The organism is Sphingobium indicum B90A, assembly GCF_000264945.2.
In the GTDB taxonomy this organism is placed as follows: Bacteria; Pseudomonadota; Alphaproteobacteria; order Sphingomonadales; family Sphingomonadaceae; genus Sphingobium; species Sphingobium indicum.
In genome coordinates this window covers 558,828-572,622 of sequence record NZ_CP013070.1, presented here as the reverse complement: position 1 = coordinate 572,622, position 13,795 = coordinate 558,828, and the positions used below count along the sequence as shown (strand labels likewise).

Here is a 13,795-nt window from a genome sequence, read left to right as displayed (position 1 = left end):
GGATCAGGCCAGCGAAGGATCGATGCCCTTGCAGGCTTCCAGAAGCTCCTTCACGGCGTCGACCGACACCTGAAGGTTGGCCTTGGCCTCGTCGTCCAGCTCGATCTCAACGACCTGCTCGACGCCGTCCTTGCCGATGATCACGGGCACGCCGACATAGAGGTTGTCGACGCCATATTGGCCGGTCAGGTTCGCGGCGCAGGGCAGCAGGCGCTTCTGGTCGAACAGATAGGCCTCCGCCATGGCGATGCCGCTGGTGGCGGGCGCGTAGAAGGCCGATCCGGTCTTCAGCAGGGCGACGATCTCGCCGCCGCCCGAACGGGTGCGCTGCACGATGGCGTCGATGCGTTCCTTGGTCGAACGGCCCTGCTTGATGAGGTCGGGGATGGGGATGCCCGCGACGGTCGAATATTCCACGACCGGAACCATGGTGTCGCCATGGCCGCCCAGCACAAAGCTGTTCACTTCCTTGACCGAAACCTGGAATTCCTCGGCCAGGAAGTGGCTGAAGCGGGCGGAGTCGAGAACGCCCGCCATGCCGACGACCTTGTTGTGCGGCAGGCCGGAAAATTCGCGCAGCGCCCACACCATCGCGTCCAGCGGGTTGGTGATGCAGATGACGAAGGCGTTGGGGGCGTTGTTCTTGATGCCCTCGCCCACGGCCTTCATGACCTTAAGGTTGATGCCCAGCAGGTCGTCGCGGCTCATGCCCGGCTTGCGGGCGACGCCGGCGGTGACGATGATGACGTCCGCGTCCTTGATGTCGGCATAATCGTTGGTGCCGGTGATCTTGGCGTCGAAGCCTTCGACCGGGCCGCACTGCGACAGGTCGAGCGCCTTGCCCTGCGGCACGCCTTCGACGACGTCGAACAGCACGATGTCGCCCAGGCCCTTGAGAGCCGCGAGATGCGCGAGGGTGCCACCGATATTACCAGCGCCGATGAGCGCGATCTTCTTACGGGCCATATGCAATCATCCTCCAAGCCGTAAACCGGAACCGCATGTGCGCTTAGGCCTATCCGGCCGAGGTTTCAACCGCGCAAAAGCCCTCAGGTCAATTTATCTTTGCAATTCATTCGCAGTTGCATTAATAGGGCCGCCGCCCCTGTTGCCCAAGCGCTCCTACCCTGGCGCATGGCCCTTCCCCGCAGCGGCCACCTGCCGCACGCCTCCCTTGACGGGGGCGTGCGGACCCTTTTCGCAAAACCGGATTGCAGGGGAACAAGCGCTTTGGTCCCGTCATCCTGGACCCAATCCATCGCGTGCCGGGACTATTTCTCGCCGTGGCCCAGCGCCAGATAATCGTCGGACTGCATTTCCATCAGGCGCGACACGGTGCGCTCGAACTCGAACGCGCCGTCCCCTTCGGGATAGAGGCGCGCCGGCTCCGCATCGGCGGAGACGAGCAGCTTCACCTTATATTCGTAGAGCGCGTCGATCAGCGTCACGAACCGGGCCGCCTCGTTGCGCTTCTCCGGCCCCAGCACCGGAATGCCGACGATGATGACGGTATGATATTTGCGCGCGATCGCCAGATAGTCGGGCGCGCCCCGCGCCTCGGCGCAGAGGCGCTTGAAGGAAAAGACCGCCACGCCCTTCAGGCTCTTGGGCACATGGAGCGTGCGGCCGCCCTGGACCTTGATCTCCTCGACCGGCACCTTGGCCCGGTCCTCCACCGGATAGTCGGTCAGGCGGAAAAAGGCCTCCGACAGCGCCCTCGTCGCCTCCGGCCCGTTGGGCGCATGCCATAGCTGCGCATCGCCCAGGCGGTCGAGCCGATAGTCGGTCGGCCCGTTCAGGGTCATGACGTCCAGCTTCGCCTTGATAAGGTCGATGAAGGGCAGGAAAAGCTGGCGATTGAGGCCGTTCTTGTAGAGTTCGTCCGGCTCGCGGTTGGATGTGGTGACGATCGTCACCCGCCTTTCCATCAGGCCGGTGAACAGCCGCGACATGATGGCGGCGTCGGCCATGTTGTTGACGACCATCTCGTCGAAGCAGAGCAGCCGCGCCTCCTCCGCCAGCGAATCGACCACCGGCGGGATCGGGTCGCCCGTCTCCGACTTGCGCGCCTCGGCCAGCCGGGCGTGGACGTCGAGCATGAATTCGTGGAAATGGGCGCGCTTCTTGCGCTGGATATGCACCGCGTCGAAGAACAGGTCCATCAGCATCGATTTGCCGCGACCCACGCCGCCCCACATGTAAAGGCCGCGCGGCGGCTCGGGCGCCTTGCGCAGCAGCTTCCACAGGGTCGAACCGCGCGGCGGCGACGCCTCCAGCTCCTGTTGCAGCCCGTCGAGTCGCACTGCCGCCGCCCGCTGGTCGGGGTCGGGCCGCAATTCGCCCGCGGCCACGAGCGCGTCGTAACGGGCGATGACGCTGCTCACTTGGAAAGCGGCTTCCTGGATTCGGGCGCCTTGCGCACGGTCGCGTTCGATGCCGCGATCAGATCGTCATCCTGGAAAATGGTCAGGCGCAGGAACATCAGCCGTCCGGTTTCGCGCAGCAATTCCACCTCCGCGCGCAGGACGGGACCGATCTTTCCGGAACCACAATATTGCATGCCAAGGTCAACGGTCACCGCCGCTGCCTGTTCCGGACGGCCCATCGCCGCCAGGGCGGCGAAATAGGCATGGTCGGCAAAGGCCGCCAGCAAGCCGCCGTGCAGCAGGCCCAGGCGGTTGGCGTGCGACGGCCTGCTTTCCAGCATGACCGTCGCCCTGTCCGCCGCGTCGCTGCGCGAATAGCTGGTGCCGATGGCCGAATCGAGGAAGGTTCCCGGCGCCGTATCGGTCCAGCATGACCAGCCCGCCCAGGGCCCTTCGGCCACCGGGCTCAGACGACCCGTTCCGCCGCTCACCGCGTCAGAGCTGCCGTTCGACCATCATCTTCTTGGTTTCCGCGATCGCCTTCGCCGGGCTCAGTCCCTTGGGGCAGACATTCGCGCAGTTCATGATGGTGTGGCAGCGATAGAGACGGAAGGGATCTTCCAGTTCGTCCAGGCGCTCCCCGGTATATTCGTCGCGGCTGTCGGCCAGCCAGCGATAGGCCTGGAGCAGGATCGCCGGACCCAGGAACTTGTCGCTGTTCCACCAGTAGCTGGGGCAGGAGGTCGAGCAGCAGGCGCACAGGATGCACTCGTAGAGGCCGTCCAGCTTCTCGCGGTCGGCGGGCGACTGGAGCCGTTCCTTGCCGCTGGGCGCCGGGCTGACGGTTTGCAGCCAGGGCTTGATGCTGTTGTACTGCGCGTAGAAATGGGTGAAGTCGGGGACCAGATCCTTGATCACGTCCATGTGCGGCAGCGGCGTGACGCGCACTTCCTTGCCCGCGCATTCCTCGATCGAGGTGGTGCAGGCCAGGCCGTTGCGGCCGTTCATGTTCATCGAGCAGGAGCCGCAAATACCCTCGCGGCAGGAACGGCGGAAGGTCAGCGTCGGATCATATTCGTTCTTGATCTTCAGCAACGCGTCCAGAACCATCGGCCCGCAATTGTCGAGATCGATCTCGAACGTGTCGTAGCGGGGATTTTGCCCGGAGTCGGGATCGTAGCGATAGACCTTGAAGCTCTTGACGTTCGTCGCGCCGTCCGGCGCCTTGTGGGTTGCGCCCTTGGCGCTGATCTTGCTGTTCTTGGGCAACGAAAATTCGGCCATTGTTCGTCAAGCCTCTTCGGATAATCCTTCAGTCGGCGTTGCGCATAACAAAAAATCTGCAAAGGTCCAGCACTGACGCAATTCAAAAAACGGGTTTGCTTGATTTGTGGCGATCCTGGCCGCTACGGCGCGGCACACCCCGGAGACCAGTTCTTTGCCGACAGAGATCGCCTTCCTTGCCATTGCCGAAGCCCATCAGGTCTATCACTGGCTGCCGGCGGCGCTTGCCCTGTCGCGTCGGGCGGAGACGAAGGTGCATGTTCTTTCCCCGTCCCGGCTGATCCTGGACCTGGTCGCCAGCTATGATGAAGAAGGCGCGCTGAACCTCATCCGGCTGCGCCGACCGCCCACCCGACCCGACTCGCTGTTCCGCCAGCCTTCGCGGTTCCTGACGCTGATGCTGAACTATGCGGTCATCCGCCGCTTTCCTCTGCTGGTGACGACGGAGATTTCGAGCGGCTGGCTGCGCGCGATGCCGGGTTTTTCCGCGCGGATGATCCAGATCAAGCATGGCGCGGGCGACCGGGAAGGCGGGTACAAAGCGCGCCATTCCGCCTTCGACCTGACGCTGGTCGCGGGCGAGAAGGACCGGCGGCGGCTGATCGACCGCGGGCTCTGCACGGCACAGGATTGCGTGGTCGGCGGCTATGCGAAGTTCGAGCTGAAGGCCGCGCGGCAACGCTTTTTCGACAATGACTGGCCGGTGCTGCTCTACAATCCGCATTTCGATGCCGAATTGTCGTCATGGACCCGCCATGAGCCGGAGGTGCTGGCGGCGCTGGAAGCATTGGAGGGATGGAACGTCATCATCGCCCCCCATACCAAGCTGGCCGGCCGCGCCGCGCCGATCCGAACGACGGCGCCCCATATCCGCATCGACATGGGCAGCCGCCATTCCATCGACATGAGCTACACGATGAGCGCGGACGTCTATCTGGGCGACGTGTCGAGTCAGGTCTATGAATATCTGCTCCATCCCCGCCCCTGCATCTTCCTCAATCTCGACCGGCGCGACTGGCGTGGCGATGAGGCCTTTTCCCACTGGCGGCTGGGGCAGGTGATCGAGGATATGGGCACCCTGCCACAGGCGCTTGATTGCGCGGCGGACTTGCAAGCCGGGTTCGTTGATGCTCAGGAGGCGGCCATGTCCGATTCCATCGAGCCATCGCCCACCCCCGCCTCCGAACGACAGGCCGACTTTATCCTCGATTTCGCGCGGAAATCCGAAAGGAACGCCGCAGCATGACCCAGACGATCATGACCGCGCTCGGCCCGGTGCGGCTGCTGGGCGAAAACGCCACCCGCATCTGGGGCATGTCCAATGCCGAACGATGCCGCCGCATGGCCGAAAGCTCCGCGAAGAACGGCAGCGCGTTGGCGGACGGCCATGAACTGCTGTTCAACCTGGCCTACGCCTTCGATCCGATGCTGCTGCGGCTGGCGCTGGAGGAGCCGGGAACGGTCTTCGCCTGGGGCGCGGCGCCCATCGTTGGACAGGTACCGGCGGGCAGCGATCCGCTGGGCGCGGCGCATGTCGTCGATCTTTCGGACGGGCGGAAGCTCTACAACCGGCAACTCCGCAAGCTGGAGCAACCCTTCGTCCGGGAACTCACCCCCGCCACCCGGCGCGACATAGAGCGGCAAAGCTATTTCGGCGCCTATAAGGGCGTCACCGACCTGCTCACCAAATATCTCTGGCCCGAACTGGCGCTTTGGCTGACTCGGCTGGCCGCTTCCATCGGCATGACGCCCAATATGGTGACGGCCATCGGCGCGACGCTCTGCGTGGCCGCAACCTGGTTCTTCGCGCAGGGGCTGTATTGGACCGGCATGCTCGCCGGCTTCGTCTTCATGGTGCTGGACACGGTGGACGGGAAGCTGGCCCGCTGCACCATCACCTCGTCCAAATGGGGCAATGTCGCGGACCATGGCGTGGACCTGATCCACCCGCCCTTCTGGTGGTATTTCTGGGGCGTGGGGCTTTCGGCCTGGGAGCTGGCGCTGTCGGCGCGGGACTTCGCGCTGGTGATGGCGGCGGTGATCGCGGGCTATGTTCTCCAAAGGGTGATCGAGGGAATGTTCATCAAGGATTTCGGGATGGACATCCATGTCTGGCAGCGGTTCGACAGCCGGTTCCGCCTGATCACCGCGCGGCGCAATCCGAACATGGTGATCCTGTTCGTCGCGCTGCTGGCTGGACGGCCGGACATCGGCCTGATCGCATTGGCCTGGTGGACGATCATCTCGCTGGCCGTCCATGCCGTCCGGCTGGTGCAGGCCTATGGCGCGCAGCGCGCCGGGCGGCCCGTCGTCAGTTGGATGGAGGCAGGCGCATGAACGCGACCATCAAGAAATTCGGTTATCCCGCCACACTGATCGCGGAGTTCGCGCACTGGCTGGTGCTGCTGCGCCCGGCCCAGCCGACGCTGGGATCGCTGGTGCTGGCGGCGAAATCCGACGCGGAGGCCTTTGGCGACCTGCCGCCGGCAGCCCATGCCGAACTGGCGAGCGTGACCAAGGCGATCGAAAGCGCGCTCGGCCAGGCGGTCGGCTACGGCAAGATCAACTATCTGATGCTGATGATGGTGGACCCGCATGTCCATTTCCATGTGCTGCCCCGCTATGAGGGCAGCCGCGAACATGCAGGCGTTGCAGTCCCCGATGCCGGATGGCCGGGACAGCCCGACCTGGGCAGTGCGGCGAAACTTTCGTCGGACCAGATCGCCGCGCTGACCGGCTGGCTCAAACTCTACTTCGCGTAGCGCCCTTCGGCCAGCCAGCGGGCGGTGAGCGCATTCGCCGCCTCCACATCCTGCGGGAAGTCGACTTCCTGCCAGTCCAGCCCCTCGATGGAGACGGTGCCGACCCGGTTGCCCTTGGCGATGATGTCGATGGCGCGCAGATACCAGCGCTCCACCCCTTCGGGCGTGCGCATCATCTGGTCGATCTGGTTGCGGAAGATCGCGGCCCCCTCTCCCTTGAAGGCCAGCATGCCGATGGATTCGGCATTGGTGTCGTGCGGCAGCAACCGCTTGCCGATGGCGAGCAGGCGCCCCGTCTCGTCCCGGTTCACCTTCATGTCGTCATCGTCATAGTCGCCGGGCTTGACGTCCACGGTCACGGTGATGGCGTCCTGCGCCCCCGCGATCAGCTTCGCCACGATCTCGTCCGAAACGATGGTATCGCCGTTCAGGATGATGAAGTCCCGGTCCATCTCCTCACGCGCGATCCAGCAGGTGCCAAGGTTATCCGCCACCTGGAAGAAGGGGTTGAATACGGTGCGGATGCGCGCGCCGGTTTCGCGATAGAGTTGCAGGGCATGGTCCTCCACCCGTTCGGTGCGGAAGCCTGTGACGACGACGATGTCGGTCACGCCGTTCGCCACCAGCGCGGCGACCTGCCAGCTTATGAGGGTGCGGCCGTTGAAATCGATCATGCATTTGGGCACGTCGCGGGTCAGCGGCAGCAGGCGCGATCCCTGGCCCGCGGAAAGGATGATGGCTTTCGAAATAGTCATGAGGCGGGGCATTAAAGCAAAGACCGGCCGATGGACAGGGTGTGTTGCATCGCAGCCGGCCCAATCCTAGATAGGCGCGCGCGCCAGCGACGGCGTTGCATCGAAAGGCCGGAACCCAAGTGACGATCAACCGCGGATCGGGTGGCGCTCAGGAAGGCTTCGCCCGCATCCTGGCGAACACCGGCTGGCTGCTGGGCGGCAAGGGCGTGGGCGCGGTGCTGAGCCTTGCCTATCTCGCCATCGTCACGCGGACCCTGGGCGTCGCGGATTTCGGCCGCTTCGCGCTGGTGCTGAGCGCCACCGGCCTCATCCAGACGCTGGTCAATTTCGACAGTTGGCAGATCGTGGTGCGCTACGGCCAGCCGCATCTGGCGTCCGGCAATGGCGACGCGCTGAACCGGGTGCTGCGCTTCTGCATCCTGATCGACCTGGGTTCGGCCGTCGCGGGCGGGCTGATCGCGGCGTTCATCATCCTCGCCTTCGGGCCGCTGATGCAATTGTCGGCGGGCATGGGTTGGCAGGCATGGATCTTCTGCATGGTGATGATGATCACCATCCGCTCCAGCCCGACCGGCGTGCTGCGGCTGTTCGACCGATTCGATACCGGCGCCTTCGCCGAAACCATGATTCCGGTCGGGCGCATGATCGGCGCGGCGCTCGCCTGGATGCTGATGCCCAATGTCACCGGCTTCCTGATTGCCTGGGGCGCTGCCGAACTGCTCTGCGCGATCAGCTACTGGTGGCTCGCGCTGCGCGTCGGTGGCGACAGGCTCGGAAGCTGGCGGGCCGGCCGGGCGCTGGACGCGCGCAGGGAAAATCCCGGCATCGTCGGCTTCCTCACCGCCACCAATTTGCAGACGACCCTGTCCTCCGTCGGCCAGCAGGTGGCCGTGCTGGTGGTCGGCCTGTTCGCGGGACCGGCGGGGGCCGGCCTCTATCGGCTGGCCAACCAGCTCGCCAATTCCCTGACCAAGATTTCCGGCCTGCTCTCCCGCAGCATCTTCGTGGAATTGAGCCGCACCCATTCCAGCCATGGCCATGAGGCGCTGGGCACGTTGTTCCGGCGGACCAACCGGCTGGCGCTGGTCGCAGGGGCGGCGATCATCGCCCTGATCCTGGCCGTCGGCCATCCCTTGTTGGGCCTGATCGCCGGCAAGGCGTTTCTGCCGGCCTATCCGCTGCTGCTGCTGCTGGGGATCGCGGCCTGCATCGACCTGGTCGGGGTCAGCTATCGTCCGCTGCTGATGGCGACCGACCGGGCCAGCCTTTCGCTGCGCATCACGCTGGTTTCAACTGTGCTGCTGCTGGGGATGCAGGCGGCCTTGCTGCCGATATACGGAACGGTCGGGGCGGCCAGCGCGAATATCGTCGCCTCGATCGCCGGCTTTGCCATGATGGGCCTGGCGAGCCGACGGGTCTTGGCCCGGTCCGACATGAAGGAAGCGCGCTGAAACTTAACGGAACCGCGCCGGAGAATAAGGCGCCGGATCGATCCCCGCGATCTGGGGCGGCAAAGCCTCTCCCCTGAGAAGGGCAGCGCCCAGCAGAGCCGCCGCGGGCGAGGTCTGGATGCCGAACCCGCCCTGCCCGGCGAACCAGAAAAATCCCCGCGCCGCCGGATCGAAGCCATAGACCGGCGCGCGGTCGCGGGAGAAGCTGCGCAGCCCGGCCCATTTGCGCTCCACCGCCTCGACCGGCCAGTCGACCACCGACTCGAAACGCGCAATCGCCTCCGCCACCGCCATTTCCTCCGGCGCGGCGTCGCAGGGGGGCGATGGTTCCTCGTCATGCGGGGTCAGCCAGACGCGGCCCTCCCCTTCCGGCTTGAAATAGAATTGCGATCCAAGGTCCATGACCAGCGGCAGATCGGCCGAGGGCATGGCCGGCACGCGCAATTGCACCACTGTCCTGCGCAGCGGCGCAATGCCGATGGGCGCTACGCCGCAGGCCCTGGCCACGTCGTCGGCCCATGCCCCCGCCGCGTCGACGATCACGCCGCAATCGATCGCGCCCGCATCGGTTTCGATCCGCCAACCGCCGTCCCGCGCTTCGGCGCGCCGCAACGCCGTCGCCAGCCGCACCTCGCCGCCCAGGCGCCGGAACCGCCGCAACCAGGCCTGATGCAGCGCCGCCACGTCGATGTCGCACACCCCCGGCTCCAGAACGCCCAGCGACCATTCCGGCCTTAGTCCGGGGACCAGCGCGGCGGGATCGACCGGAACCAGGTCCACCTTGGCGCCGAACTGCTCCAGCAGACGGTCGCGCGCCGCCGCGTCTCCCGCCCGCCCGACATGCAGCGTCCGGCGCGGCGTCAGAAAGGGGCTTTCGCAAAAGTCCGGATCGGGCGCGGCCAGCATCGGACCCGACGCCGTGGTCAGCGGCTGGACGGCCAGCCCGCCATAAGTCTCCTCCCAGAAGGAGACTGCCCGCCCCGTCGCGTGATAGCCGGCGCTCGGCTCCATCTCCAGCATCAACACGCTGGCACGGTCCGCCAGCACCGCGCCAAGGCTCGCCCCGGCGATCCCGCCGCCCACGATCACGATGTCGTGCCGGTTCATCCCGCGCCGATCCGGTTCGGGGCGACCTCATCCAGGAAGCGGTCGATGCGCGCCAGCGCGTCCAGCCGCACCGGGTCCAGCTCCCGCAATATCTCATGCGCCGCCTCGCGCCCGTAGACATGCAGCCGCGCGCCGGCGATCCGCGCCGCGATCCGCTCGATGGCGGGCGTGGAGACCAGCCGGTCCGTCCGCGCCGCGAGTATGAGCAAGGGCACCGCGATCCGCTCGATCGCCCCACCCCTTTCCAGCGCGCGGGTCGAATGCAGCGCCTGCGCCACCCATTTCCAGCTAGGCGGCCCCAGCGCCACCTCCCGCCCATGGTCGCGCCACCACAGTTCATCGGCATAGCGTTCGGGATCGTGGGTCAGCCGCTTCTGCCGCATGCGGCGCTGCCGTTCCGACTCCTCCTTCTGCGTCCAGGCCTGTTTTTCGGCAAAGCCCAGCGCGCACATCGCTTCGGCAATGGCCACCGCCAGCCAGCGGGGCAGCGGCGCGGTGCGCAGGCCCATCATCGGCGCGACGGTCACGGCCGCGTCGGGCGGCGCCATCCCCTCCGCCAGCGCGCGCAGCAGCAGGTGGCCGCCCATGCTGTGCGCGACGATGGCGCTCGGCCCTTCCCCCTGCCTGCGCCAATCGGCGGCGAAGGCATCCAGGTCGGCGATCCATTGCCCGAAATCGTCGATATGCCCGCACAGCGGATCGGCGGTCGTGCGGCCCGATCCGCCCTGCCCGCGCCAGTCGAAGCCGGTGACCGCCCATCCCCGGTCGGCCCAGTGGCGGATGACCTCAAGATATTTCTCGATCATGTCGCCGCGTCCGCCCAGCACCAGCATCCTGCCGCGACCGCCCTCGCCCAGCCGGTAGCGGCGCAGGCCCCAGCCGTCGGGCGCGGTCCAGTAATCGAGCCGCCCGTCCATCGGCCAGGCGCGCCGGTCGAAGGGGGCGGGAACGAAGCGGGGCGAATCCATGCGCCGCATGGTTACGCTTTGGTAAGCCATGCGGTCTATAGTTTCGAACCCATGATGGGGGATATTTTCCGAATGGCGCTGATCGGCGCCCTGGCATTGCTGCTGATCGTGGCGTCCGTCACAGATCTGCGGTCTCGCATCATCTCCAACCGGCTGAACCTGACGGTGGCCGGGCTGGCGCCGCTCTGGTGGCTGGCCTGCGGCCTGCCGCTCTGGCCGGGCATGGCGGTGCAGTTGCTGGCGGGGCTGATCGTGTTCATGGCGTTCGCCGTCCTGTTCGCGCTCGGCTGCATGGGCGGCGGCGACGTGAAGCTGCTGGGCGCGCTCGCGCTCTGGTTCCCGTGGCAGGCGACCCTGTCGATGCTGATGCTGATGGCGGTGCTGGGGGGCATCGTCACCATCGTGACCGTCGTGCACCATCGCATGACCCGGCGGCTGGGCCAGCCGCAAATCCCCTATGGCATAGCCATCTCGTTCGCGGCGCTTTGGCTGCTTGGCGAACGATATATTAACCAATTTGCGTGAATAAACGGGGGCTCGGGCGCAACTCGTCCGATTGAGGGAGGCGAATTTCATCATGGATGCCAAGAAGATCGTGCTGCTGGTGGGGGCGCTGATCATAGCGGTCACTACAGCCTTGCTTGCACGCAACATGCTGAGTTCGTCGAGCGCTCCCCCGGCGGGCGCGTCGTCCATGCCGGTCGAGGCTGACCAGCCCCATGTGCTGGTCGCGACCAAGGCCCTGCCGGTGGGCACCATTTTGGACGCGGAGAGCTTCCGCTTCCAGCCCTGGCCCAAGGATCTGGTCGAGCAGGCCTATTATATCAAGGGCCAGGCCGACCCGCAGAAGCTGGTGGGCAGCGTCATCCGCACCGCCATTTCCGCCGGCCAGCCGATGACGCTGGGTTCGGTGATCAAGCCGGGCGAGCGCGGCTTCCTGGCCGCCGCGCTGGGGCCGGGCATGCGCGCCGTGACCGTGCCGGTGTCGGCGCAGAACAGCGTCGCGGGCTTCGTCTTTCCGGGCGACCGCGTCGACCTGGTGCTGACGCAGAGCGTCAGCGGCGGCGGCGAGGGCGAACCGCTCAAGGTTTCCGAAACCATCCTGCGCAACCTGCGCGTGCTCGCCACCGACCAGCGCATGGACGCGCTGGGCGATGACGGCAAGCCGGTCGTCCAGACCTATTCCAACGTCACCATCGAAGTGACGCCCAAGATCGCGGAGAAGATCGCGGTGGCGCAGACCATCGGCTCGCTCTCGCTCTCGCTGCGCTCTCTGGCGGACAACAGTTCCGAACTGGACGCCGCCATCGCGGGCAGCGACGTGGACCTGCCCGACGGCAGCAATTCCAGCACGGAAAAGAAGCTGCTGGCCAGCATCGCCGCGCGTCCGGTCGACAAGGGCAGCACCTATTCCACCGGCGCCGACGTCTCGCGCTATCAGCGCAGCAGCGTCCCAGCCAAGCCCTTGCAGAGCATGGGCGCTGGCGGCCCGGCCATGGGCGTGCCGGTCGGCGGAGCCATCGCCGGCCAGGGGCCGGTGATCCGCGTCGCCCGCGGAACCAGTGTGACCGTCGTTCCGGTCGGGGGGAAGTAAGATGAAGGGGTTTACAGTTCACACAGCGGCGGCCAAGCCGCTGCTCGGCCCGGCCATCGCGCTCGGCCTGGCGGTCGCCGTGGCTGCCGCTCCGACGAGCGCGCTCAACGCCGCGCCCGCCGCCATGCAGGACAATGCGATCCTGCTCTCCGTGGGCGGCAGCAAGGTCATCAACCTGCCCGCCAAGATGTCGGACGTGGTGATCGGCGATCCGGACGTGGTCGACGTCCATGTCCGGTCGCAGAACCAGCTTTACCTGATCGCGAAGAAGGCCGGGGAAACAACCGTCTTCGCGACGGCGACCAACGGCAAGGTGCTGTTTTCCGGCACGGTGCGGGTCGGCAACAACCTGACCAGCATCGACGACATGCTGAAGCTGGCGATGCCGAACGCGGACATCGCGGTCAACAAGATGAACGGCATGGTCCTGCTGACCGGCACCATCGCCGCGCCGGAAGACGCGGCGGAGGCCGAAAGGCTGACCCAGGCCTTCGTCGGCAAGGAAGTGACCGTGGTCAGCCGCCTGCGCACCGCGACGCCGCTTCAGGTCAACCTGCAGGTCAAGATTGCCGAAGTGTCCCGCGATGTCGGGCACAAGATCGGCATGAACTGGAAATCGCAGGATCTGACCGGCGGCAAATGGGCCGGCGGCATCGGCGGCGGCACCCGGGACGCCATCACCTTCAACAGCGGCGGCGGGGGAACGTTCAACTTCACAGCGGACGGCGGTTACAGCCTTGGCGGCGTGGCACGCGTGCTGGGCCTCGACATCGGCGCGGTGCTGGACCTGGCGGAATCGAGCGGCCTTGCCACCACCCTCGCCCAGCCCAACCTGACCTCGCTGTCCGGCGAAACCGCCAGCTTCCTGGCGGGCGGCGAATATCCCTATACTGTCAGCAACGGCACGCAGGGCAACAGCATCGAATTCAAGCAATATGGCGTGCAACTGGCCTTCACCCCGACCGTGCTGGCCGATGGCCGCATTTCGCTGCGCGTCCGCCCGACGGTGTCGAGCCTCGACTTCTCCGTCGACTCCAGCGTGCCCGCGCTCAGGAGCCGCACGGCCGAAACCACGGTGGAACTGGGTTCGGGCCAGGCGTTCATGATCGCCGGCCTGCTCAACAACGACACCGCGAACAGCATCAGCAAGGTTCCGGGCATCGGCAACCTGCCGATCCTGGGCAGCCTGTTCAAGTCGCGCAACTTCCAGCGTCATGAGACGGAACTGGTCATCGTCGTCACCCCTTATCTGGTGAAGCCGATGAACGCATCCGACGTGCGCCTGCCGACCGACGGCTTCCGCAACGCCAATGAGGGCCAGGGCCTGTTCCTGCAACAGGGCCATGACGGCGTCAGCGGCGCGCGCGCGCCGATGCCGAGCCGCGCGCCCGGCGCCCCGGCGCCCACGCCCGGCCCGCAGGCATCGGCCGCTCTGCCGCCCGTCGCCTCCCGTGACATCGGCAAGCGTTCGAAGGACGCCGCGCCGGGCTTCAGCTTCTGATCCGAAG

General features: G+C 66.2%; 14 protein-coding genes. 7 read left to right on the top strand and 7 right to left on the bottom strand.

Annotated elements, in window-relative coordinates; translation table 11 throughout:
- Positions 1-3 precede the first annotated feature (3 nt).
- The 4 genes from mdh to SIDU_RS02925 all read right to left on the bottom strand — a co-directional run bounded on the left by mdh (position 4) and on the right by SIDU_RS02925 (position 3,650).
- Complete coding sequence (mdh, locus tag SIDU_RS02940) at positions 4-966, bottom strand: malate dehydrogenase (RefSeq protein WP_007684279.1); 963 nt, start codon at positions 964-966, stop codon at positions 4-6.
- A 305-nt stretch (positions 967-1,271) separates the two neighbouring features.
- Positions 1,272-2,384: a cell division protein ZapE gene (zapE, locus tag SIDU_RS02935; RefSeq protein ID WP_007684277.1), complete on the bottom strand. Its 1,113-nt coding sequence runs from the start codon at positions 2,382-2,384 to the stop codon at positions 1,272-1,274.
- Positions 2,381-2,827: a PaaI family thioesterase gene (locus SIDU_RS02930; protein WP_007684275.1), complete on the bottom strand. Its 447-nt coding sequence runs from the start codon at positions 2,825-2,827 to the stop codon at positions 2,381-2,383. The genes zapE and SIDU_RS02930 overlap by 4 nt, the downstream gene beginning before the upstream one ends.
- Positions 2,828-2,861: 34 nt before the next feature.
- Positions 2,862-3,650, bottom strand: coding sequence for a succinate dehydrogenase iron-sulfur subunit (locus SIDU_RS02925; RefSeq protein WP_007684273.1), 789 nt, complete (start codon positions 3,648-3,650; stop codon positions 2,862-2,864).
- A gap of 154 nt (positions 3,651-3,804) precedes the next feature.
- On the opposite strand from SIDU_RS02925, the gene SIDU_RS02920 reads away from it, so the two are divergent.
- The 3 genes from SIDU_RS02920 to SIDU_RS02910 are packed head-to-tail and all read left to right on the top strand — an operon-like array spanning position 3,805 to position 6,412.
- Complete coding sequence (locus SIDU_RS02920) at positions 3,805-4,896, top strand: hypothetical protein (protein ID WP_007684271.1); 1,092 nt, start codon at positions 3,805-3,807, stop codon at positions 4,894-4,896.
- On the top strand, positions 4,893-5,987 hold the full coding sequence (locus SIDU_RS02915; protein ID WP_007684270.1) for a CDP-alcohol phosphatidyltransferase family protein: 1,095 nt from the start codon (positions 4,893-4,895) through the stop codon (positions 5,985-5,987). Before SIDU_RS02920 ends, SIDU_RS02915 begins: the two co-directional genes overlap by 4 nt.
- Positions 5,984-6,412: an HIT family protein gene (locus tag SIDU_RS02910; RefSeq protein ID WP_007684269.1), complete on the top strand. Its 429-nt coding sequence runs from the start codon at positions 5,984-5,986 to the stop codon at positions 6,410-6,412. The genes SIDU_RS02915 and SIDU_RS02910 overlap by 4 nt, the downstream gene beginning before the upstream one ends.
- On the opposite strand, the gene SIDU_RS02905 is transcribed toward SIDU_RS02910, so the two are convergent.
- The gene (locus tag SIDU_RS02905) at positions 6,400-7,167 is read right to left on the bottom strand and encodes a phosphocholine cytidylyltransferase family protein (RefSeq protein WP_007684268.1); all 768 of its coding nucleotides are present in this window, start codon (positions 7,165-7,167) and stop codon (positions 6,400-6,402) included. The two genes, SIDU_RS02910 and SIDU_RS02905, sit on opposite strands and share 13 nt — an antisense overlap.
- A gap of 119 nt (positions 7,168-7,286) precedes the next feature.
- On the opposite strand from SIDU_RS02905, the gene SIDU_RS02900 reads away from it, so the two are divergent.
- Positions 7,287-8,618, top strand: a complete 1,332-nt coding sequence (locus SIDU_RS02900) for a lipopolysaccharide biosynthesis protein (protein WP_007684267.1) — start codon at positions 7,287-7,289, stop codon at positions 8,616-8,618.
- Positions 8,619-8,621: 3 nt separating this feature from the next.
- Here SIDU_RS02900 and SIDU_RS02895 read toward each other — a convergent pair whose 3' ends face one another.
- Entirely contained in the window at positions 8,622-9,725 is a 1,104-nt protein-coding gene (locus SIDU_RS02895; protein ID WP_007684266.1) for an NAD(P)/FAD-dependent oxidoreductase, read from the bottom strand.
- Positions 9,722-10,702, bottom strand: a complete 981-nt coding sequence (locus SIDU_RS02890; RefSeq protein WP_007684265.1) for an alpha/beta fold hydrolase — start codon at positions 10,700-10,702, stop codon at positions 9,722-9,724. The genes SIDU_RS02895 and SIDU_RS02890 overlap by 4 nt, the downstream gene beginning before the upstream one ends.
- 42 nt (positions 10,703-10,744) lie before the next feature.
- Here SIDU_RS02890 and SIDU_RS02885 point away from each other — a divergent pair, with 42 nt between their 5' ends.
- Genes SIDU_RS02885 through SIDU_RS02875 form a run of 3 tightly spaced genes read left to right on the top strand, consistent with a single transcriptional unit; the run spans position 10,745 to position 13,788 of the window.
- A complete protein-coding gene (locus tag SIDU_RS02885; RefSeq protein WP_013040656.1) occupies positions 10,745-11,218 on the top strand; it encodes an A24 family peptidase in 474 nt (157 codons plus the stop codon).
- Positions 11,219-11,270: 52 nt separating this feature from the next.
- Entirely contained in the window at positions 11,271-12,287 is a 1,017-nt protein-coding gene (gene cpaB, locus SIDU_RS02880; protein ID WP_007684263.1) for a Flp pilus assembly protein CpaB, read from the top strand.
- 1 nt (position 12,288) lies between these two features.
- Positions 12,289-13,788, top strand: a complete 1,500-nt coding sequence (locus tag SIDU_RS02875) for a type II and III secretion system protein family protein (protein WP_007684261.1) — start codon at positions 12,289-12,291, stop codon at positions 13,786-13,788.
- Positions 13,789-13,795: the final 7 nt, after the last annotated feature.

Bases quoted from the DNA above. Each gene is read 5' to 3' on its own strand.
- SIDU_RS02890 (WP_007684265.1), bottom strand. From the start codon at position 10,702: ATGCGGCGCATGGATTCGCCCCGCTTCGTTCCCGCCCCCTTCGACCGG.
- SIDU_RS02905 (WP_007684268.1), bottom strand. From the start codon at position 7,167: ATGACTATTTCGAAAGCCATCATCCTTTCCGCGGGCCAGGGATCGCGC.
- SIDU_RS02910 (WP_007684269.1), top strand. From the start codon at position 5,984: ATGAACGCGACCATCAAGAAATTCGGTTATCCCGCCACACTGATCGCG.
- mdh (WP_007684279.1), bottom strand. From the start codon at position 966: ATGGCCCGTAAGAAGATCGCGCTCATCGGCGCTGGTAATATCGGTGGC.
- SIDU_RS02885 (WP_013040656.1), top strand. From the start codon at position 10,745: ATGATGGGGGATATTTTCCGAATGGCGCTGATCGGCGCCCTGGCATTG.
- SIDU_RS02915 (WP_007684270.1), top strand. From the start codon at position 4,893: ATGACCCAGACGATCATGACCGCGCTCGGCCCGGTGCGGCTGCTGGGC.
- SIDU_RS02925 (WP_007684273.1), bottom strand. From the start codon at position 3,650: ATGGCCGAATTTTCGTTGCCCAAGAACAGCAAGATCAGCGCCAAGGGC.
- SIDU_RS02895 (WP_007684266.1), bottom strand. From the start codon at position 9,725: ATGAACCGGCACGACATCGTGATCGTGGGCGGCGGGATCGCCGGGGCG.
- cpaB (WP_007684263.1), top strand. From the start codon at position 11,271: ATGGATGCCAAGAAGATCGTGCTGCTGGTGGGGGCGCTGATCATAGCG.
- SIDU_RS02875 (WP_007684261.1), top strand. From the start codon at position 12,289: ATGAAGGGGTTTACAGTTCACACAGCGGCGGCCAAGCCGCTGCTCGGC.